The sequence below is a fragment of the Paraburkholderia sp. RL17-347-BIC-D genome, from assembly GCF_046027915.1.
Classification (GTDB): domain Bacteria; phylum Pseudomonadota; class Gammaproteobacteria; order Burkholderiales; family Burkholderiaceae; genus Paraburkholderia.
Genome location: NZ_JARESS010000027.1, coordinates 106,128 through 125,307, shown reverse-complemented (window position 1 = coordinate 125,307; position 19,180 = coordinate 106,128). Strand labels below are relative to the sequence as shown.

The following is a 19,180-nucleotide window of genomic DNA, read 5'->3' as shown; positions in this document are numbered from 1 at the left end:
TGAGCAACTCAGGCGGGGGTTTTTTACAGACTTCAGCGCAGCACCTTAATGCGCGCCCATGCCTTCGAGCACTTCGTCGTGCTCTGTGCGCTCGTCCAGATATTCCGAGCGATAACCGCTCGTCACACCCCAGTAGTAGAACACCAGCGAAAACGCGATCACCACCACCATATCCCAGCCGTAAGGGATGAGGTCGTGACCGCCGAACTGCTTGCTGCCGATCAGCGACAGAATCGCCATCACCGGCAGATAGGCGACCAGCCACCACGCCGCCTTCAGATCACGCCCCCAGCCGGCAAAGCCCGACTTTGCCTGGAAGTAGAAGTACACCGGCAACGCGACGACCATCAGCAGAATGATTTCGCCGGTCAGCGGCCACTTCGCCCAGTACAGGATCAGCGACGCGCAGACGAACGCGAACGGCGCAATGATCTTCATGCCCGGGATATGCAGCGGACGCTCGAGATCCGTCGCCGCGCGGCGCAGGGCCATCAGGCTGATTGGGCCGGTCAGATACGAAATCACCGTTGCGACCGAGATCACCGCCGCGAGCGAACTCCAGCCGCGGAAGAAGAACAGGAAAATAAACGACACCAGCAGGTTGAACCACATCGCCTGACGCGGCACGCCGTAGAACGGGTGCACGTTGCCGAACATCTTCGGCATGGTGTTGTTGCGTTCCATCGCGTAGATCATGCGGCTCGTGGTCGCCATATAGGTCGTGCCGGTGCCGCTCGGGCTGACGAATGCGTCAACGTACAGCAGAATTGCCAGCCAGTTCAGGTTCAGCGCAATCGCGAGTTCCGCGAACGGCGAAGCGAAGTTGAAGTGGCTCCAGCCCTTCATCACGTCGCCCGGGTTCACCGCGCCGATATATGCGACCTGCAACAGCACGTAGATCACCAGCGCGAGCAGGATCGAGCCGATCACCGCGAACGGCACGCTCTTGGCCGGATTACGCGCTTCACCCGCGAGATTGATCGGGCTCTGGAAACCGTTGAACGCGAACACGATGCCGCTCGTCGACACGGCCGTCAGCACCGCTGACCAGCCGTACGGTGCGAAGGTGCTCGCTTCGCCGAAGTTTTCCTTGTGGAAGCCCGTCAGCATCAAGCCGAGGATCGTCGCGCCGGGAATCAGGAACTTGAAAATCGTAATCGCCGAGTTGGCGCGCGCGAACAGTTTCACGCCCCAGTAGTTCAGCATGAAGTAAATGATCACAAGCGCGGCGGATAGCAATAACCCGTTAATAGTTAATGAGCCATCCACGAATAGCGCATGCGCCCATGGATAGGGCCACGTACTCATATATTGAATGGACGCTTCAGCCTCGATGGGAATCACCGAGACAATCGCGATCCAGTTGGCCCATGCGCTAATGAAACCAACCAGCGCACCGTGCGAATAGCGCGCGTAACGCACCATGCCGCCGGACTCCGGGAACATCGCGCCGAGTTCCGCGTAGGTCAATGCGATCGCGAGAATCACGACCGCGCCGATCACCCATGCACAAATGGCAGCGGGCCCGGCAATTTTTGCGGCCTTCCACGCGCCGAACAGCCAGCCGGACCCGATGATCGAACCCAAGCCCGTCAGCATCAGCGCGAACGGCCCAATGTTCCGTTGTATAGAACTTTTCACGTCTTCTCCTGTGTCGGCCGGAGTGAGCGCCTCGGCACTCCCTCCGCCCCATGCAAGTTTGCTGCAGAACCATGACGGCACCGCGTGACATCGCCTTGGGGCGTTGCAGACGGGTGACGCGCATTCGTACGCGACGGCCCATTCCAAGCAGGTGCAACCGACGCGAGGCGCGTAGTTTAACGGTTGCACCCAGCCTCTGCAGCGAAAACAAGGGTTCTCCCTAGCAAAAAATTCAGACGAATAGCAAGCTTTGTAAGCAACTTTTACGCCAAGCTGACGAAAGTTTGTAAAGTTGTGGGGAGACTGTTGACCTTCTCTCGAAATCGCCGTATAACGTTCGGGCAGGATTTCAAGCGGCGAGTGAATTGGTCTTTCGTAGTTCGCCCATCAACGGTACTCCGGTTGGTCCCATTACCCCCTTCCTTGATTTTCATGCACCCTCTGGGCTTCGGCCTTATTTACCATCTTTAGGAACAAGTAATATGGAAACCGGTACCGTCAAGTGGTTCAATGACGCAAAGGGCTTTGGCTTCATCACGCCGGACGGCGGCGGCGAAGATCTGTTCGCGCATTTCTCGGAAATCCGCACGGAAGGCTTCAAGACGCTGCAAGAAAACCAAAAGGTTACGTTTGAAGTGAAGACGGGCCCGAAGGGCAAGCAAGCTGCTAACATCAAGCCGGTGTAAGCAACACGCTTCCTTCTGGACGCAAAAAAACCCCGCCTCGGCGGGGTTTTTTATATCCATCGCCATTGCGAATGGTGATTATCTTCGCAGTATGCGATTGGTGATTTCGGTTATCCGAATAGACGCCGCGCGTGAATACCGAGTCCAGTCGCGACACTCGCAAGTCGGTCGCCGAATACTGCTTTGGCATCCGGAAATGCCGCCGCCAATGCGCCCGATAAAAACGCCAATCCGGTCGAACCACCCGTAAAGTAAATCGCGTGGACGTCGCGTGTCGCGACGCCGGCCGCCTGCACCGTGTCGCGAGCCGCCTGCACGATGCGGACCGTTTCGTCGTGGCCGGCCTTGATGAGTTGCACCTCGTCGAACGCGAGGCGCAGGTCGTCTTCGACTTCATCGAGGTCGATCACGGTCTCTCCGCCCGCCGCCACGCCGATCTTCGCCTCTTCCGCGTGCGCTGCCAGCGCATGGCCCAGCCGGCGGTCCACGACGCGCATCAGCCGATCATGGTGCTTGACCTCAGTGAACAGGTGCCGCATCAGCGCGAGTTCGCTGACGCGCTTCGGGGCGTAGACGGTGTTGATCAAATGCCAGGTCGCCAGATCGAAATAGATCCGGTTCGGGATTTCGCGGCCTTCCGGGTCCAGCGTCTGATAGCCCAGTTCGCGCAGGATCGTCGCCAGTTCCACGCGCCGGTCGAAATCCGTACCGGCGACGTGCACGCCGTGGTGCGCCAGCACGTCGTCCTTGCGCTCGACGCGCTTCATCCGCTCCGGCCCGACCCGCACCAGCGAAAAGTCCGACGTACCGCCGCCGATGTCGGCCACCAGCACGAGTCCTTCTTCCGTCAGATGCGATTCGTAGTCGAACGCGGCCGCGATCGGCTCATACTGAAAGTGAATTTCCCGCAGGCCGACCGAGCGCGCAGCGGCTTCGAGCTGCTGCTGCGCCATCTGATCGGCACGCGGATCGTCGTCGACGAAAAACACGGGCCGGCCCAGCACGGCGCGATGAATCGCGCCGCCCGCGCTTTTTTCGGCCGAGCGCTTGAGGTGCTCGACGAAAATCGCGATCACATCCGTGTACTTGATCGCGGAACCGTCGCCGAGGTCGGTGGAGTTCTCGGCGAGCGGCGAACCGAGAATGCTCTTCATCGAGCGCATCAGGCGGCCGTCGAAGCCGTCGATGTAGGCTGCTAGCGCCGCCCGCCCGAATTCGCGGGTGTTTTCGTCGGTGTTGAAAAAGACCGAGGTGGGCAGCGTCGTGTAGGCGCCCTCGACCGGCGCGAGCTTGAGCGCGCCGCCGACAGGAACGGCCACAGCCGAGTTGGAAGTACCGAAGTCAATCGCGCAATAGTTCATGGCAGGAATCGCCGCTCACGGCTGGCGCGGACAGAAAGGGGAGCGGCTTTGTAACACGAAAGCCCAATCAGCATCAACTGACGCTTGGGCACGCTCCAGATAATGGAAGAACCCAACTCAACGGAACGAATATTGCTCATTTTGACAGGATACGCCGCCAATTTTCGGAATTGAGGAGACTTCAAGCAATGAGCGCGCCGCCTACTGCCGCTGTTCACGAAAAAAACGCCACGGTCGTCGAAACCGATCTGCCCTCGCGGCTCGACCGTCTGCCGTGGGGCCGCTTTCACTCGCTGCTCGTGGTGGCGCTTGGCGTGACGTGGCTGCTCGACGGTCTGGAAGTCACGCTGGCGGGCGCGGTTGCGAGTGCGTTGAAGTCTAGCCCATCGTTGCACTTTTCCAACGCCGACGTCGGCCTGGCCGGTAGCGCCTATATCGCCGGCGCGGTGCTCGGCGCGCTGGGTTTCGGCTGGCTGACCGACCGGCTGGGCCGCCGCAAGCTGTTTTTCATCACGCTCGCGCTGTATCTGGCAGCGACTGCGGCAACCGCGCTGTCGTGGAATCTGGCCAGCTTTCTGCTGTTTCGCTTCCTGACCGGCGCCGGGATCGGCGGTGAATACACGGCGATCAATTCGACGATCCAGGAATTCACCCCGGCGCGCGTGCGCGGCTGGACCGATCTCGGCATCAACGGCACGTTCTGGGTCGGCGCGGGGCTCGGCGCGGCCGGCTCGCTGGTGCTGCTCGATCCGCATCTGCTGCCGGCCGACTGGGGCTGGCGCGCCTGTTTCTTCATCGGCGCGGTGCTCGCGCTGGGGATTCTGCCGATGCGCATCTGGCTGCCCGAAAGCCCGCGCTGGCTGCTCACGCACGGCGACGAGCGCGACGCGCGCGCGATCGTCGAAGGCATCGAAACGCGCTTTCGCCACGAAGGTCACACGATCTCCGACGAAGGCCTCCTGCGCCTGCGGCTGCGTGCTCGTCGACATACGCCGCTGCGCGAGGTATTCCATACGCTCTTCAACGTGCATCGACGGCGCGCGCTGGTCGGCCTGTCGCTGATGACCGCGCAGGCGTTCTTCTACAACGCGATCTTTTTCACCTACGCGCTGGTGCTCACCGATTTCTACCACGTGCCGGGCGACCACATCGGCTGGTATCTGCTGCCCTTCGCGCTCGGCAATTTCCTCGGACCGCTGCTGCTCGGCAGGCTCTTTGACGTCATCGGGCGGCGCAAGATGATCGCGGCGACTTACGCGATCTCCGGCATTCTGCTGACGCTCAGCGGTTACCTCTTCGAGCAGCAGATGCTCACCGTCGTGACGCAGACGATCGCGTGGATGGTGATTTTCTTCTTCGCGTCGGCAGCTGCGAGCTCGGCTTATCTGACCGTCAGCGAATCGTTTCCGCTGGAAATTCGCGCGCTGGCCATTGCAGTTTTCTACGCGTTGGGCACGGCGCTCGGCGGCATCGCCGGGCCGGCGTTCTTCGGCCGGCTGATCGACACGCATCAGCGCAGCGAAGTGTTTTCGGGCTATCTCGTCGGCTCGGGGCTGATGCTCGCGGCGGCGGTGATCGCGGCGATCTGGGGCGTGGACGCGGAGCGCAAGTCGCTGGAGAGTGTGGCTACGCCGCTGTCGAGCGTCGCGGCGGATGTGGAATAAAAAACGCGCGGTTGTCGCCGCGCGTTCTACTTCAATTCACAAATCGCAGGCCGCTCAGAACGCCTTCTTCCAGCCGCCAGCATAGGCGATTTCCGCCAGCGGCAGACGCTGACGCACCGACTTCTCGCGCTCGCGCAACACCGGATCCAGCTTGTCGACGTCGCCGTAGTGGCCGAGCGAAATCATCGCGATCACGTCGACGTCGCTCGGCAGCTTGAATGCCGTGCGGAACGCGTTCGGATCGAAGCCGCTCATCTGGTGCGCGGCAAGTCCGAGCGCATGCGCCTGCAATACCAGCGCCATCGCCGCGGCGCCCGCATCGTACGGCGCGCAGCGATTCACGTCGCCCTTGTTGGTGAGCGTGTGTGTGGTCACCGCGATCAGCACCGGCGCCGGCGCATTCCAGCCCTGGTTGAACGGCACCAGCGTGGCAAAAGCCTGCTTGAACGAGACTTCATCGACGCTGCGGTCGAATACGAGAAAACGCCACGGCTGCGCGTTGTACGAAGACGGCGCCCAGCGTGCCGCTTCGAGCACGGCTTGCAGATGCTCGCGGCTCACCGGCTCGCTCGAATACGCGCGCGGGCTCCAGCGGCCTGCAATCAGCTCGTGAATGGCGATTGCGGTAGGGGCGGGTTTATGGGTCATGCGCTTCTCTCAGTCGAAATTCATGATCGACGGGCAACTGCCCGGGGTCACATAGCATAACCGGGCTTCAGCGCGCGTGCGCCAACAAGCGAGCAGTTTGTTTAGTGCCGGCTGCGATAGCGAAACGGCCCCTTGCGGGGCCGTGGTTCTCGCGATGCTCGGATCGCCGCGGCGGTTTTATGCCGCCTGCGGTTCCGGCACCTTGGCGGGCCGGTTGATCCGCAACACGATCACCGCAGCCACGAGGCACAAGCCGCCGGAAATCATCGACGCTACCGTGTAGGTGCCGAGGCTCGCGCGCAGCATGCCCGCGCCGAGCGCCGCGAACGCCGCGCCGAGTTGATGGCCCGCGACGACCCAGCCGAACACCACCGGCGCTGATTCCTTGCCGTAGACGTCGGTGGCCAGACGCACGGTCGGCGGCACGGTTGCGATCCAGTCAAGGCCGTAGAACACGGCGAACAGCGGCAGACCGAAGAAGTCGATGCCGAACGCGTGCGGCAGAAACATCAGCGACAACCCGCGCAGACCGTAGTACCAGAACAGCAGCACGCGGCTATTGAAGCGGTCCGACAGCCAGCCCGAAAGAGTCGTGCCGAACAGATCGAAGATGCCCATTGCGGCGAGCAGCGAGGCGCCCTGCACTTCCGTCATGCCGTAGTCGCCGCACATCGCGATCAGATGGGTGCCGACGTAGCCGTTGGTGCTCGCGCCGCAGATAAAGAAGCTGAAAAACAGCAGCCAGAAGTCGCGGGTCTTGCTCGCCATGGCGAGTGTGCCGAAGGCGATTGCCAGCGGGTTCTGTTTGGTGACCGTGCTGTTGATGGGCGAATCGTGTGGCTCGCCATAAGGACGCAGCTTCATGTCGGCCGGGCGCTCCGGCAACAGAAACGCAACCAGCGGAATCACGATCGCGGCCGCAATGGCGACGACCCACACCACTTGCCGCCAGCCGTAGTGCTCGGCGATGGCCGCGAGCATCGGCAGGAACACCAGTTGGCCGGTTGCCGAGCTTGCCGTGAGAATGCCCATGACGAGGCCGCGGTGCGTGGTGAACCAGCGCGTGACCACCGTCGCCGACAACGACAGCGCCGCGACACCCGTCGAGCCGCCGACCATCACGCCCCAGATCAATATCATCTGCCACGGGTGCGTCATCAGCGACGAGAGGCCCACACCGGCCGCCATCGTGCCGAGCGCGGCCAACAACGTGGGGCGCACACCGAAACGTTGCATTGCCGCCGCCGCGAACGGTCCCATCAGACCGTACAGCGCGATGTTCACGGAGATCGCCAACGAGATCGTTGCGCGGCTCCAGCCGAATTGATGCTCGAGCGGCACCATCATCACGCTCGGCGTGGCGCGCGTGCCGGCTGCCGCCAGCAGTACCAGAAACACCACCGCGACGGTCAACCAGCCGTAGTGGAAACGTCCGCCAATCAGTTTTGCTGCCCAGTTCATCGGTTCTCCAATCGACACCTGCCCCGCAGGCGTCGCCGCTTGTATTGTTACGCGTTCGGTAAAGGATTTGTGACAGATCAGTCACAATAGGTGTTGCGATCTTAGTTACTGGTCGGTAACATGTCAAGGCGTTAATTGAGTTCAGGTGGTCTTCCATGTCCGACAGTGAATCCCTCAAACCGGCCGCGGCCCGTCGCACGCGCGGCGCGCAGACCGCCGGGCCGCAGGCGCAACAGCACTTGCTCCGTGCCGCGGACGAGCTGTTCTATCGCGAGGGTGTGCGAGCCGTCGGGGTGGACGCAGTGGTCGAGCGCGCCGGCGTGAACAAGATGAGCTTGTACCGGCAGTTTTCGTCGAAGGACGAGTTGGTCATGGCTTATCTGGACCGCAAGGACGAGCAGTTCTTCGGCTACGTGGAGAGGAGCTTCGCCAAACATCCGGGCGAGCCGGCCCGGCAGCTTCAGCAATATTTCGACGACCTCGCCGTGCGCGCGTCGATCGATGACTATCGCGGCTGTCCCTTCGTGAACGTGTCGGTGGAGTTTCCGGACACGGCGCATCCGGCGCGGCAGTTCGTGTTCCACAACAAAGCGCGCCTCCTGGCGCGGCTCACGGAACTGACGACGGCAGCGGGCGCCGATGATCCGGTCGCGCTCGCCAATGCGCTCGGTCTGATGATCGAAGGCGTGTATGCGGCCAGCCAGACGTACGGCCCCGGTTGCGGGCCCATTCTGGCCGCGCCGAAGGTCGCCGCGCAGTTGATCGCCGCGGCGTGCGGCGCGGCGTCGGCGTCGTCGACTGACTGAATTGTCTGCTTTGCGGTTCTGTTTGCGCGAGGCGCGAATCGATGCCCATCCGCCCCGTTAAAATGGCGCTTTATCTCCCGCGCCGCCCGCCATGCCGTTGTCTGCCGAATCCCACGATGCCGTTGTTGCCGCTACTCGTCACTGGCTGACCGAGGCCGTGATCGGGCTCAACTTGTGTCCGTTCGCGAAGGCAGTCCACGTAAAGGGGCAGATTCGCTACGCCGTCAGCGATGCCGTGGACATGGAAGGTGTGCTGGCCGATCTGGAAACCGAGCTTCAGACGCTGGTCGCCGCCAACCCGGATGCCGTGGATACGACGCTATTGATCGTGCCGCGGGCGCTCAGCGATTTTCTCGACTACAACGACTGCCTGTTTTTCGCCGAACGCATGCTCAAGCAGCTTGGGCTGGAAGGCATCGTTCAGATCGCGAGCTTCCATCCCTTTTACCAGTTCGAAGGCAGCGAGCCCGACGATATCGAGAACTACACGAATCGCGCGCCCTATCCGATCTTGCATCTGCTGCGCGAAGACAGCATTGAACGCGCGGTTCAGGCGTTTCCCGATGCGGAAGAGATTTACGAGCGGAATCAGGAAACGCTCCGGCGAATCGGCCTGGCCGGCTGGGCCGCGTTGATGAAGCGCTAGTTCACGCAGCGGCTCGCAACGAGCCAACGCGCCCACGCCGTCCGATCAGGCCGAAACAAAGAACCGTTCCTTCAGTTCCTCGATCCCAAGCGTTTCCATCACCTCGTTCAAGCGCTCGGTCGGCCGGCGTCTCGGCAGATCCTTGTATTGGGCGATGATCAGTTCATTCTTCATGGAATGCTCCCAGCCCACCAGTTCGGTCACGCTGACCTGATACCCGTGCGCTTCGAGCTGCAAACACCGCAGCACGTTCGTGATCTGGCTCCCGAACTCCCGCGTGTGCAACGGATGCCGCCAGATCTCCGTCAAGGCGTTGGCGAGCGATTTGCCCTTGTTCTGCCGCAACACCCCCGCCACCTCGGCCTGACAGCACGGCACGACCACGATGTACTTCGCCTTCTTTTCGAGCGCGAAGCGCAGCGCGTCGTCGGTCGCGGTATTGCAGGCGTGCAGCGCCGTGACGATGTCGATCTGGGCCGGCAAGCGGTCCGACGTAATCGAGTCCGCTACTGACAGATTCAGAAACGACATGCCCTTGAAACCCAGCCTTCCAGCCAGCTCTTCCGACTTCGCGACGAGCTCCTCGCGCGTCTCAATGCCGTATATATGTGACGCAACACCCGCATCTTCCTGAAACTCCTTGAAGAAAAGGTCATACAGGATAAAACCTAGATACGACTTGCCCGCGCCGTGATCGACGAGGGTAACGGCGCCTTGCTTGTCCTTGAGGTCTTTGAGCAGCGGCTCGATGAACTGGAACAGGTGATAGACCTGTTTCAGCTTGCGGCGGCTGTCCTGATTCATCTTGCCGTCGCGCGTGAGGATGTGAAGCTCCTTCAACAACTCGACGGACTGGTTCGGACGGATTTCGTGCGTTTTGCTGGACATCGGGGGAAACCGCCAAGAATTGCAACGTGAACGTGCGACAGGTGACGGAAAAAGGGAAAAGTTGCTGCCAGTTTACCCAAAGTGCGGCTTGCTGACCGAAGGAGCCGCGCGAAGCATGTGATAAAGGGCATCAACTGGAACACTTCCTGCGTAAAAAAGCGTCACGCGGAAGGTTCCAGAAAGGCGCAAAAGCAGCTTGCGTGACGGCCGGGCCCGATGGTGCCGGCCGTGCCGCCTATAACAACGGGCTGCGGCCGTGGCTTTCACCACGCGAACCGAATGAATGTGGGGAGGACGGTCCCGGAACACGGGCCGAACGTTACGTAACCAGCAGCGCGCCGAGACGTCAAGCGGACGCGCGCTCGGAAAATAGAAGAGGCGGCAATGGATACGGTACCCAACGGAAACGTCGAACAGAAATTTCAGGAAATGCTGGCGAAACTCATCGCCACCCCAGCGTGGTCCGAGAAGCAGCAACTCGAACTGGAAATGGCCCGCGACATCTCAACGGAGATGCTGCGGCTGGCCGAAGTCATGCGCGACGGTAGCGTGGACATGGAAACCTGCCTGACCATGCTCAAGTACGCCAAGGTGCTCGACTTCGTCATGACTACGCTCGCATCGCGGCGCGATATCAAACCGCAGACGCTGCGAGTCATTTTCAAGCTCGCCGGGCTAAAAGTGGACGAGGCGTACCCCGGCTAAGACATAGTTCAACGATGCTGCGACCCGCGCGGGCGGCAAGACGCCGCTCGCGCGGGTCGCTCGTTCTGTAGCTCCCCAAAAGACGGCAGCTCACCCGCGCGTCGCTTCGACCGGTGGCGTGCCGTCGTGAAAGAGCGCCTTGAGTTGCGAGCGCAATTCCGGCGAATCCGTATGTTTGTGCACAGCAACCGCATGCTGCACGGCGGCGTCGAGCAATTCGCTCTCGCTGTCGGCGGACAGGGCGACGGTGCAGTTCATTTCGCTCGGAAACTCACGGCAATCGATGTATTTGCGGGACATGGCAGTCTCCTTGATCAAGATGACGTTCAGACATCCACGCAGGCAGCAGACGCGCGGACCACATCGCCGGCCGTGACACGGCGGCTCCGATAGCGCGGATAGCGCCGGGTGGCGGGGAAGACGGCGAGTTGGTATGACGCGAGGAAGACGCGCACGGCATCCGATGGAAGGTGTCTGAAAAGTATAGGTCGCGCCGGTCGATAACAAAGCCGTCGACGCGAACCAGGCGTACGCAGGACCGCCTGAACTCAGCCTTTTGCGGCCTGCCGACCCGCCCGCGCATTTGCCCTGCGCTGCTCGCAGTGTGAAAATAGCGCCCTTCGCGCCGGCGGATCATCCGAACCGAGGGCGCGCCGCCTCTTCCGCTCATCCGCAGGCCCGCATGTCATCCTCATTCGATTCCGCCCGCGTCGCCGTGATCGGCGGCGGCCCCGCCGGCTTGATGGCCGCCGAGGCGCTCGTCCAGCAAGGCGTGCAGGTCGACGTCTATGACGCCATGCCATCGGTCGGCCGCAAATTTCTGATGGCGGGCAAGGGCGGTATGAACATCACGCATTCGGAGCCGCTCGAGCCGTTCCTCGGCCGCTACGGCGCGCGCCGCGAGCAGATCGCGCCGCTCGTGCGAGCTTTCGATCCCGACGCCCTGCGCGCGTGGGTGCACGGCTTGGGTGTGGAGACGTTCGTCGGCAGTTCGGGACGCGTTTTTCCGACCGACATGAAAGCCGCGCCGATGCTGCGTGCGTGGCTGCATCGACTGCGCGAGGCGGGCGTGCGGTTTCACATGCGCCATAAGTGGATTGGCTGGGACACCGAAGCGGACGATGCCGCGGCGCATAGGCTCCACTTCGCGACACCCGACGGCGAACAAACCGTGACCTTCGACGCCGTCGTGTTCGCGCTTGGCGGCGCAAGCTGGCCGCGGCTCGGATCGGACGCCGCCTGGGTCTCGCTGATGGCCTCGCGCGACGTGCCCGTAACGCCGTTGCTGTCCGCAAACTGCGGCTTCGACGCGGACTGGAGCCCCTATCTGCGCGAGCGTTTCGCGGGTCAACCGGTCAAGCCGGTGGCCATTGCGCTCACCGACGTAGACAATAAAGTCCACAATCGACAAGGTGAAATACTTCTGACCGAAACGGGCTTGGAAGGGAGTGTGATTTACGCCTTGTCGGCAGTAATCCGGGAGCGGATTCTGGCCGACGGCGATGTCACGGTCACGCTGGATCTGGCGCCAGGCTTGCCTTTGGAGCGGGTCGTCGCCGAAGTCACGCGACCGCGCGGCTCACGCTCGATGTCCAGCCATCTGCACGGCAGAATCGGAATTGGCGGGGTAAAGCTGGCTTTGTTGCACGAGATTTTGTCGAAAGAAGCCTTCGCCGACGCCAACGGCCTCGCGCACGCCATCAGGGCGCTGCCCGTGCGGCTCACGCGCGCCCGGCCGATCGCGGAAGCGATCAGCACCGCCGGCGGCATTCCCTTCGAGGCGCTTGATGAGCACTTGATGATTGAGCGCCTGCCCGGCGCCTTCTGCGCGGGGGAGATGCTCGATTGGGAAGCGCCGACGGGCGGTTACCTGCTCACCGCCTGCTTTGCCAGCGGCCTCGCGGCAGGACGCGGCGCGGCGGCGTATGTCGGCAAACTCAAGGGGAGCGACGCGGCGGCGTGACGTGTTGCCCTCGCTTTTGGAAGAGAGAGCAGCGCGCTTCACCGCTTATCACGCCTTCAGACGCCACAGCGACGTCACTTCGGCCATGCGCGCCGTGTGCAGTGCATCGGTTTCATCGGTCGACTTGGGGTGTCGCGGACGAATGTCCTCGCGTCCCACCACGGTCAACCCCGCCTTGTCGATGGCGGCCAGCAGCCAGTCGCGCGAGCGCAAACCGAGATGCTCGGCGAAATCCGACATGATCAGCCAGCCCTCGCCGCCCGGCGACAGATGCTCCGCGAGGCCGTTCAGGAAACCGAGCAGCATGCGGCTTTCCGGATCGTAGATCGCATACTCGATCGGCGAAGCGGGTCTCGCCGGCACCCATGGCGGGTTGCATACGACGAGCGGCGCGCGGCCTTCCGGAAACAGATCGGCCTGCACGAGCTCGACCTGCTGGTCATAGCCGAGACGCGTCAGGTTCTCACGCGCACAAGCGAGCGCGCGGGGATCCTGATCGGTAGCGATGATTTTCTTCACGCCGCGTTTGGCGAGCAGCGCGGACAACACGCCCGTACCGGTGCCAATATCGAACGCCTTGTTCAGCGAAGTCAGCGGCGTGCGCGCAACGAGATCCACATACTCGCCGCGCACCGGTGAGAACACACCGTAGTGCGGATGTATCCGGTCACCCAGCGCGGGAATCTCGACTCCCTTCTTGCGCCATTCATGCGCGCCGATCATGCCAAGCAGTTCGCGCAGCGACACGACGGACGGCTCGTCGGTGGACGGTCCGTACGTCTCGATGCAAGCCTGTTGGACCTCCGGCGCGCGGCGCAGCGGAATACCGTACGCGGCGTCGAGCGGAATCAGGATCATGCCGAGCGTGCGCGCGCGTTGCGACTGCGCCTGCCGATGCAGATTGAACGCGTCGATCGGCGTTTCGCCGTGTTTGCGAGGCTTGCGCTCGAGCCGGCGCGTGACCGCTTGCAGCAGTTGGCGAGCGTTCTGGAAGTCGCCGTTCCACAGCAGCGCCGTGCCTTCACATGCGAGTCGGTACGCGGAATCGGCGGTGGTGCGGTCGTCCGCGACGATGACGCGCTTGGGCGGCGGCACGGCCGCTTCGGAGCGCCAACGCGCGGAGCGGGGGCCGTCGGCTTCGGGCCAGGTGATGGTTGCAGGGCTGGTCATGGTGAGGTGGGATCGGTGTTGCGGGAGCGACGCGCTGATAAGCCGCGTCATCGGGGGCGTTGCCCGCCGGAGTACTGGATAGCGTTGCCGACTGACGCCCGAATAGTACCTCTCTCGTCCCGGGTCGCGGTGCGCTATTCGTCGGCGGGGACGGCTGAAGCGCGTTATCTGCAGGCCTCGACTGGCAACTCTTAGACTAAAAAGTCTACGATCGACAAGGTGAAAGAGATATGGTGATTTTGGACCGTTTCGCAGCTCACCGATGCTTCACGAAGCCGGTTCTTTTGCCGGCTGAAGAGCCGTGCAGCGGTTCGGCCAAGGCGCTTTTATCGATAAGCGCTGACAAATAAAAACGGGGTTTCTGACTGAACAGAAACCCCGTTTAGTACAACTGGTGCCGGCTGCAGGACTCGAACCCGCCACCTCATGATTACAAGTCAAGCGCTCTACCTGATGAGCTAAGCCGGCATGAGGCCGTGATTCTACTTCATTTTACGATCTTGAGGCGAGCCCTTCCGCCGCCTTTCGATCCATCGTCGTCAGGCTGCGGACCGTCCGTCTCGCTATCCGCTTTGGCGGTGGCGGCATCCGTTGCCGGCGCCGTTTCGACCACGCGTGGCGCGGGCGCCTCGGTCTCGTCCGCCACTTCCGCGTCGGCGCCCGAATCCTGCGCTTCACCGCCCGTCGACTCGACCGGGAACGCCATGCCCTGCCCGTTTTCGCGCGCGTAAATCGCGAGAATATTGGCGATCGGCACCTCGATCTTGTGCGACTTGCCGGAGAAACGCGCGCTGAACTCAATCCACTCGTTGCCCATCTGCAACTGGCTGGTCGCCTCGAAGCTGATGTTCAACACGATTTCGTTGTCGCGCACAAACTGACGCGGCACGCGCGTCTGATTGTCGACCCGGACCGCGATGTGCGGCGTATAGCCGTTATCCGTGCACCACTCGTAGAGCGCGCGCAGCAGGTAAGGCTTGGTGGAAATCTCTTGCATCAACAGTCCTCTTACCGGGCGCGGGCCCGCGCTCACTCCGCCGCGCGGCGCCCTCGCCCCAAAGCCAAACTCAACGACGCATCACCTTTTCCGAAGGCGTCAGCGCTTCGATATAAGCCGGGCGGCTGAAAATGCGTTCGGCATACTTCATCAGCGGTGCGGCGTTCTTCGACAGCTCGATGCCGTAATGATCCAGACGCCACAGCAACGGCGCGATCGCGACGTCGAGCATCGAGAACTCTTCGCCGAGCATGTACTTGTTCTTCAGGAAGATCGGTGCGAGTTGCGTCAGACGATCGCGAATCGCGAGACGGGCCTTCTCGTGATTCTTCTCGGCGGCCTTACCCTTTTCGTTTTCGAGCGTGCCGACGTGAACGAATAGTTCCTTCTCGAAGTTCAGCAGGAACAGGCGGGCGCGGGCGCGCTGCACCGGATCGGCCGGCATCAGTTGCGGGTGCGGGAAGCGCTCGTCGATATACTCGTTGATGATGTTCGATTCGTACAGAATCAGGTCACGTTCGACGAGAATCGGCACTTGACCGTACGGATTCATCACGGCGATGTCTTCCGGCTTGTTAAACAGGTCGACGTCGCGGATCTCGAAGTCCATGCCCTTTTCGAACAACACCAGCCGGCAGCGCTGGGAGAACGGGCAAGTTGTGCCGGAGTACAGAACCATCATGTTTACGTTTCCTCAAAAAGCTGAAAGGCCAGCGCGCGGAAAAACCGTTCAGCAGGTTTTTCCTGGCGCCGGCCCCACGCCGGGTGACGGCGTGATTATTTGATATGTTTCCAGTACGCGGCGTTCAATCGCCAAGCGAAAAAGCTCAGGATACCGAGGAACAACAGCACCCACACGCCAAGCTGTTTGCGGGTTTTCTGGGTCGGTTCGGACATCCATGACAGGTACGACACAAGGTCGGCCACAGCAGAATCATAATCTACCGGCGACATCGTCCCCGGAGTGACCTGCTGGAAGCCGACAAATTTGTGTACCGTCTCGCCAGTTTTTTCGTCGGTTTCGTCACCGAACTTCGCGGTACGTTGCCCCTGAAGCTGCCACAGCACGTGAGGCATGCTCACGTTTTCATACACCAGATTGTTCCAGCCGGTCGGCCGCGTATTGTCGCGGTAAAAGCTGCGCAAATACGTGTACAGCCAATCCTTGCCGCGCGCTCGCGCTTCCACCGACAAATCCGGCGGACTCGCGCCGAACCACGCTTGCGCGTCGGCCGGACGCATCGCCACGGTCATGGTGTTGCCGACTTTATCCGTGGTGAAGAGCAGGTTTGCCTGAATTTCGTTCGGCGTAATGCCGATGTCGGTCAGGCGGTTGTAGCGCATCAGGTTCGCGCTGTGGCAATTCAGGCAGTAGTTTACAAACAATTGCGCGCCGTGCTGCAAAGAAGCGAAATTCTCCGCGTTATCCGGCGCGCGGTCGAGAGGGAAATTCTCGTCCGCGTAAGCCGGGGCGGCCAGCACCGCGAGCAGTGTCGCGCCGATCAGCGCGCACTTCGTAAGCAGTTTTTTCATTTCGTGTTCTCCTGGCTCGCGATTAGTGAGGCTTGAACCGCACCCGTTCGGGCGGCTGCTTGAACGTGCCAAGCCGCGTCCAGAACGGCATACCGAGGAAAAACGCGAAGTAGATCAGCGCGCAGATCTGGGCGATCAACGTGGCGGCCGGCGACGGCGGTTTAGTGCCGAGGAAAGCCAACGTCAGGAACGCGGCCACGAAGATGCCGTAGAACACCTTGTGAAAAAACGGCCGGTAACGGATCGACTTGACCGGCGAGCGGTCGAGCCACGGCAGGAAGAACAGCGACACCACCGCACTGCCCATCACCACCACGCCCCAGAACTTCGACTCCGTGAACGCCATGGCCAGAATCACCAGCACCGCGAGCGCCGGCAGGCCGAGCTTCCACTTGCCGCGCGCGCGCACCAGCGCGAGCAGGCCGAGCAGCCCGATCACGACCATTAGCACGATCTTGAACGGATCCGTAGTGGCGCGCAGCATCGCGTAGAAGGCGGTGAAGTACCACACCGGGGCGATTTCAGGCGGCGTCTGCAGCGGGTTGGCCGGCACGAAGTTGTTCGCTTCGAGGAAGTAGCCGCCCATCTCCGGCGCGAAAAAGATGATCGCCGCGAAGATCAGCAGGAACACCGTCACGCCCATGAAATCGTGCACCGAGTAGTACGGGTGGAACGGGATGCCGTCGAGCGGAATGCCGTCCGGGCCCTTCTTCGCCTTGATTTCGATGCCGTCCGGGTTGTTCGATCCCACTTCGTGCAGCGCGACCAGGTGGGCGACCACCAGACCGATCAGCACCAGCGGAATCGCGATCACGTGAAACGCGAAGAAACGGTTCAGCGTGACGTCGGAGACCACATAGTCGCCGCGAATCCACAGCGACAGATCCGGCCCGATGAACGGAATCGCCGAGAACAGGTTCACGATCACCTGCGCGCCCCAGAACGACATTTGCCCCCACGGCAGCAGATAGCCGAAAAAGGCCTCGGCCATCAGGCACAGGAAAATCGCGCAGCCGAAGATCCACACCAGTTCGCGCGGCTTGCGGTACGAGCCGTACATCAGCCCGCGGAACATATGCAGATACACGACGACGAAAAACATCGACGCGCCCGTGGAGTGCATATAGCGGATCAGCCAGCCCCACGGCACCTCGCGCATGATGTACTCGACCGACGAGAACGCAAGCGTCGCGTCGGGCTTGTAGTTCATGGTGAGGAAGATGCCGGTGACGATCTGGTTGACCAGCACCAGGAGCGCAAGCGAACCGAAGAAGTACCAGAAGTTGAAGTTCTTCGGCGCGTAGTACTCGGAAACGTGCTTCTTCCAGGTGGAAGTCATCGGAAAGCGCCGGTCGATCCAGCCGACCAGCCCGGTCGTCTCTACTTCGTGTTCGATCGCCATTACGCTTCTCCTTTCTCGTCCTTGCCGATCACGAGGCCGGTGGCCGAGGTGAACATGTAAGGCGGGATGTCGAGGTTCTGCGGCGCAGGTTTGTTCTTGAAGACGCGGCCGGCCATGTCATAGGTGGAGCCATGGCAAGGGCACAGGAAGCCGCCTGGCCAGTCGTCTGGAAGATTGGGCTGCGCGCCCTCCTGGAAGCGCGGCGTCGGCGTGCAGCCCAGATGGGTGCACACGGCGACGGCGACGAAAAGGTTCTTGTGGTCAGTGCGTGAACGGAACTCGTTGTTGCAGTACTCCGGCAACGGCATCGAAAAAGGATTCTTGGTGTGGGGATCCGCTACTTCGTTATCGGCTTTCTGGACATCGGCGAGCATCCGGTCGGTGCGGTTGATGATCCACACCGGCTTACCGCGCCAGGCAACGGTCTTCATGTCGCCGGGCTTGAGATCACTGATATCGACTTCGACCGGGGCACCTGCTGCCTTGGCCTTTTCAGATGGTGCAAACGAACTAACAAAGGGTACGACAGTGGCAACGCCTCCTATGCCACCTGCTACGGTCGTCGCTATCAGCCAGGTACGGCGGCTGCCGTCGACGCGTTCATCTTCCTTGTCTCGCATCACACGCCCCACTTCTGAGTTGGATTTTTCCTTCACGTCTCTTCTACCGCCGCTAGTTTGCGCGAATGGAGTCGCCATTTACAAGGGCCGATTGCCAAAAACCGTGCGAAGCCTTTGATAAATCAGGGTTTCTCCGTACGAATCGCAAACCTTTTTGCACCTCCTTTTAAGTGCCCCCTCCGTTATTCGTGCCTTTTTCTACGCTAATGCGTTTTACCTGATTCTTGCGATTCAAACGGGATTAGGGATATCGATAAAGAGGTGCTCGATATCGAACTGCTCGGACAGATGCTTGCCCACCGCCTGCACGCCGAAGCGCTCGGTGGCATGGTGGCCCGCCGCGAGAAAAGCCACACCGCTTTCCGCCGATGTGTGCATCACCGACTCCGACACTTCGCCGGTCAGATAAACGTCCGCGCCGGCGTTGATGGCCGCGTCGAACATGCCTTGCGCGGCGCCCGTGCACCAGCCTACGCGACGCAGTTCGCGGTCCGCGTCGCCGAACACGAGCGGCGTGCGGCCGAGCGTCTGTTCGACTTGCGCGGTGAAGTGCGCGAGCGTGATCGGCATGGGAAACGTGGCAAGCCAGCCGAGATCGTTCTCGCCGAAGCGCGCGTCGCTGATCCAGCCCATCTTCTGGCCGATCTGCGCGTTGTTGCCGAACTCGGGATGGTCGTCGAGCGGCAGGTGATAGGCGAACAGGTTCAGGTCGTTGGCGATCAGCAGCTTCAGCCGCGCGTGTTTGCGGCCGGTGATCTGCGGCGCTTCGTTGCGCCAGAAGTAGCCGTGATGGACCAGCACGGCGTCCGCACCCCAATCGAGCGCAGCCTCCAGGAAGGCCGCCGAAGCGGTCACGCCGGTCGCGAGCTTATTGATCTTGCGACGCCCTTCGACCTGCAGTCCATTGGGGCAATAGTCCTTGAAGCGCGCGGTTTCAAGGAGATTGTTCAAGTACAATTCAAGTTCGATCCGATCCATATAAACCTCTA

19 protein-coding genes and 1 tRNA gene are annotated in these 19,180 nt (G+C 61.7%); 6 read left to right on the top strand and 14 right to left on the bottom strand.

All coding sequences use genetic code 11. The features are described 5' to 3' along the window. Positions 1-45 precede the first annotated feature (45 nt). Positions 46-1,641: an APC family permease gene (locus P0D96_RS30170; protein WP_408317088.1), complete on the bottom strand. Its 1,596-nt coding sequence runs from the start codon at positions 1,639-1,641 to the stop codon at positions 46-48. A 482-nt stretch (positions 1,642-2,123) separates the two neighbouring features. Here P0D96_RS30170 and P0D96_RS30165 point away from each other — a divergent pair, with 482 nt between their 5' ends. Then, positions 2,124-2,327, top strand: a complete 204-nt coding sequence (locus P0D96_RS30165; protein ID WP_007180251.1) for a cold-shock protein — start codon at positions 2,124-2,126, stop codon at positions 2,325-2,327. Positions 2,328-2,437: 110 nt separating this feature from the next. Here the strand turns inward: P0D96_RS30165 and P0D96_RS30160 are convergent, their stop codons facing one another. Beyond that, the gene (locus tag P0D96_RS30160; protein WP_408317086.1) at positions 2,438-3,688 is read right to left on the bottom strand and encodes an Hsp70 family protein; all 1,251 of its coding nucleotides are present in this window, start codon (positions 3,686-3,688) and stop codon (positions 2,438-2,440) included. Between the two features lie 188 nt (positions 3,689-3,876). Between P0D96_RS30160 and P0D96_RS30155 the strand changes: the two genes are divergently transcribed. After that, positions 3,877-5,352, top strand: coding sequence for an MFS transporter (locus P0D96_RS30155; protein WP_408179084.1), 1,476 nt, complete (start codon positions 3,877-3,879; stop codon positions 5,350-5,352). A gap of 54 nt (positions 5,353-5,406) precedes the next feature. Here P0D96_RS30155 and P0D96_RS30150 read toward each other — a convergent pair whose 3' ends face one another. Both P0D96_RS30150 and P0D96_RS30145 read right to left on the bottom strand, forming a co-directional pair. Further along, entirely contained in the window at positions 5,407-6,000 is a 594-nt protein-coding gene (locus P0D96_RS30150) for a nitroreductase family protein (protein ID WP_132376766.1), read from the bottom strand. Between the two features lie 177 nt (positions 6,001-6,177). Continuing rightward, entirely contained in the window at positions 6,178-7,461 is a 1,284-nt protein-coding gene (locus tag P0D96_RS30145) for an MFS transporter (protein WP_132376765.1), read from the bottom strand. A gap of 155 nt (positions 7,462-7,616) precedes the next feature. Between P0D96_RS30145 and P0D96_RS30140 the strand changes: the two genes are divergently transcribed. Continuing rightward, on the top strand, positions 7,617-8,267 hold the full coding sequence (locus P0D96_RS30140) for a TetR/AcrR family transcriptional regulator (RefSeq protein ID WP_408317084.1): 651 nt from the start codon (positions 7,617-7,619) through the stop codon (positions 8,265-8,267). Between the two features lie 91 nt (positions 8,268-8,358). Beyond that, a complete protein-coding gene (locus P0D96_RS30135) occupies positions 8,359-8,913 on the top strand; it encodes a DUF1415 domain-containing protein (RefSeq protein ID WP_408317082.1) in 555 nt (184 codons plus the stop codon). A 45-nt stretch (positions 8,914-8,958) separates the two neighbouring features. Here P0D96_RS30135 and P0D96_RS30130 read toward each other — a convergent pair whose 3' ends face one another. Next, positions 8,959-9,801: a class I SAM-dependent methyltransferase gene (locus P0D96_RS30130; protein WP_408179081.1), complete on the bottom strand. Its 843-nt coding sequence runs from the start codon at positions 9,799-9,801 to the stop codon at positions 8,959-8,961. Positions 9,802-10,185: 384 nt separating this feature from the next. Between P0D96_RS30130 and P0D96_RS30125 the strand changes: the two genes are divergently transcribed. After that, a complete protein-coding gene (locus tag P0D96_RS30125) occupies positions 10,186-10,506 on the top strand; it encodes a type II toxin-antitoxin system HicA family toxin (RefSeq protein ID WP_012434486.1) in 321 nt (106 codons plus the stop codon). Positions 10,507-10,596: 90 nt separating this feature from the next. Here the strand turns inward: P0D96_RS30125 and P0D96_RS30120 are convergent, their stop codons facing one another. Continuing rightward, positions 10,597-10,806 (bottom strand): DUF1059 domain-containing protein, encoded by a 210-nt coding sequence (locus P0D96_RS30120; RefSeq protein ID WP_132376761.1) that lies wholly within the window; start codon positions 10,804-10,806, stop codon positions 10,597-10,599. Positions 10,807-11,188: 382 nt separating this feature from the next. On the opposite strand from P0D96_RS30120, the gene P0D96_RS30115 reads away from it, so the two are divergent. Next, positions 11,189-12,469 carry a TIGR03862 family flavoprotein gene (locus P0D96_RS30115; RefSeq protein WP_408317080.1) on the top strand — a complete coding sequence of 427 codons (1,281 nt, stop codon included), beginning with the start codon at positions 11,189-11,191 and terminating at the stop codon, positions 12,467-12,469. 48 nt (positions 12,470-12,517) lie between these two features. Here the strand turns inward: P0D96_RS30115 and P0D96_RS30110 are convergent, their stop codons facing one another. The 8 genes from P0D96_RS30110 to P0D96_RS30075 all read right to left on the bottom strand — a co-directional run bounded on the left by P0D96_RS30110 (position 12,518) and on the right by P0D96_RS30075 (position 19,169). Next, entirely contained in the window at positions 12,518-13,639 is a 1,122-nt protein-coding gene (locus P0D96_RS30110; RefSeq protein ID WP_408317078.1) for a methyltransferase, read from the bottom strand. Positions 13,640-14,031: 392 nt separating this feature from the next. Continuing rightward, positions 14,032-14,107: transfer RNA gene (locus tag P0D96_RS30105), tRNA-Thr, on the bottom strand. A 19-nt stretch (positions 14,108-14,126) separates the two neighbouring features. After that, a complete protein-coding gene (locus P0D96_RS30100) occupies positions 14,127-14,636 on the bottom strand; it encodes a ClpXP protease specificity-enhancing factor (RefSeq protein WP_132376758.1) in 510 nt (169 codons plus the stop codon). Between the two features lie 70 nt (positions 14,637-14,706). Further along, the gene (locus P0D96_RS30095) at positions 14,707-15,318 is read right to left on the bottom strand and encodes a glutathione S-transferase N-terminal domain-containing protein (protein ID WP_006052302.1); all 612 of its coding nucleotides are present in this window, start codon (positions 15,316-15,318) and stop codon (positions 14,707-14,709) included. Positions 15,319-15,413: 95 nt separating this feature from the next. Beyond that, positions 15,414-16,169, bottom strand: a complete 756-nt coding sequence (locus P0D96_RS30090; protein ID WP_408317076.1) for a cytochrome c1 — start codon at positions 16,167-16,169, stop codon at positions 15,414-15,416. 22 nt (positions 16,170-16,191) lie between these two features. Further along, on the bottom strand, positions 16,192-17,571 hold the full coding sequence (locus tag P0D96_RS30085) for a cytochrome b (protein WP_408179077.1): 1,380 nt from the start codon (positions 17,569-17,571) through the stop codon (positions 16,192-16,194). After that, entirely contained in the window at positions 17,571-18,191 is a 621-nt protein-coding gene (gene petA / locus P0D96_RS30080; RefSeq protein ID WP_012434493.1) for a ubiquinol-cytochrome c reductase iron-sulfur subunit, read from the bottom strand. Before petA ends, P0D96_RS30085 begins: the two co-directional genes overlap by 1 nt. 231 nt (positions 18,192-18,422) lie before the next feature. Then, positions 18,423-19,169: a Nif3-like dinuclear metal center hexameric protein gene (locus P0D96_RS30075; protein ID WP_106284204.1), complete on the bottom strand. Its 747-nt coding sequence runs from the start codon at positions 19,167-19,169 to the stop codon at positions 18,423-18,425. Positions 19,170-19,180 lie beyond the last annotated feature (11 nt).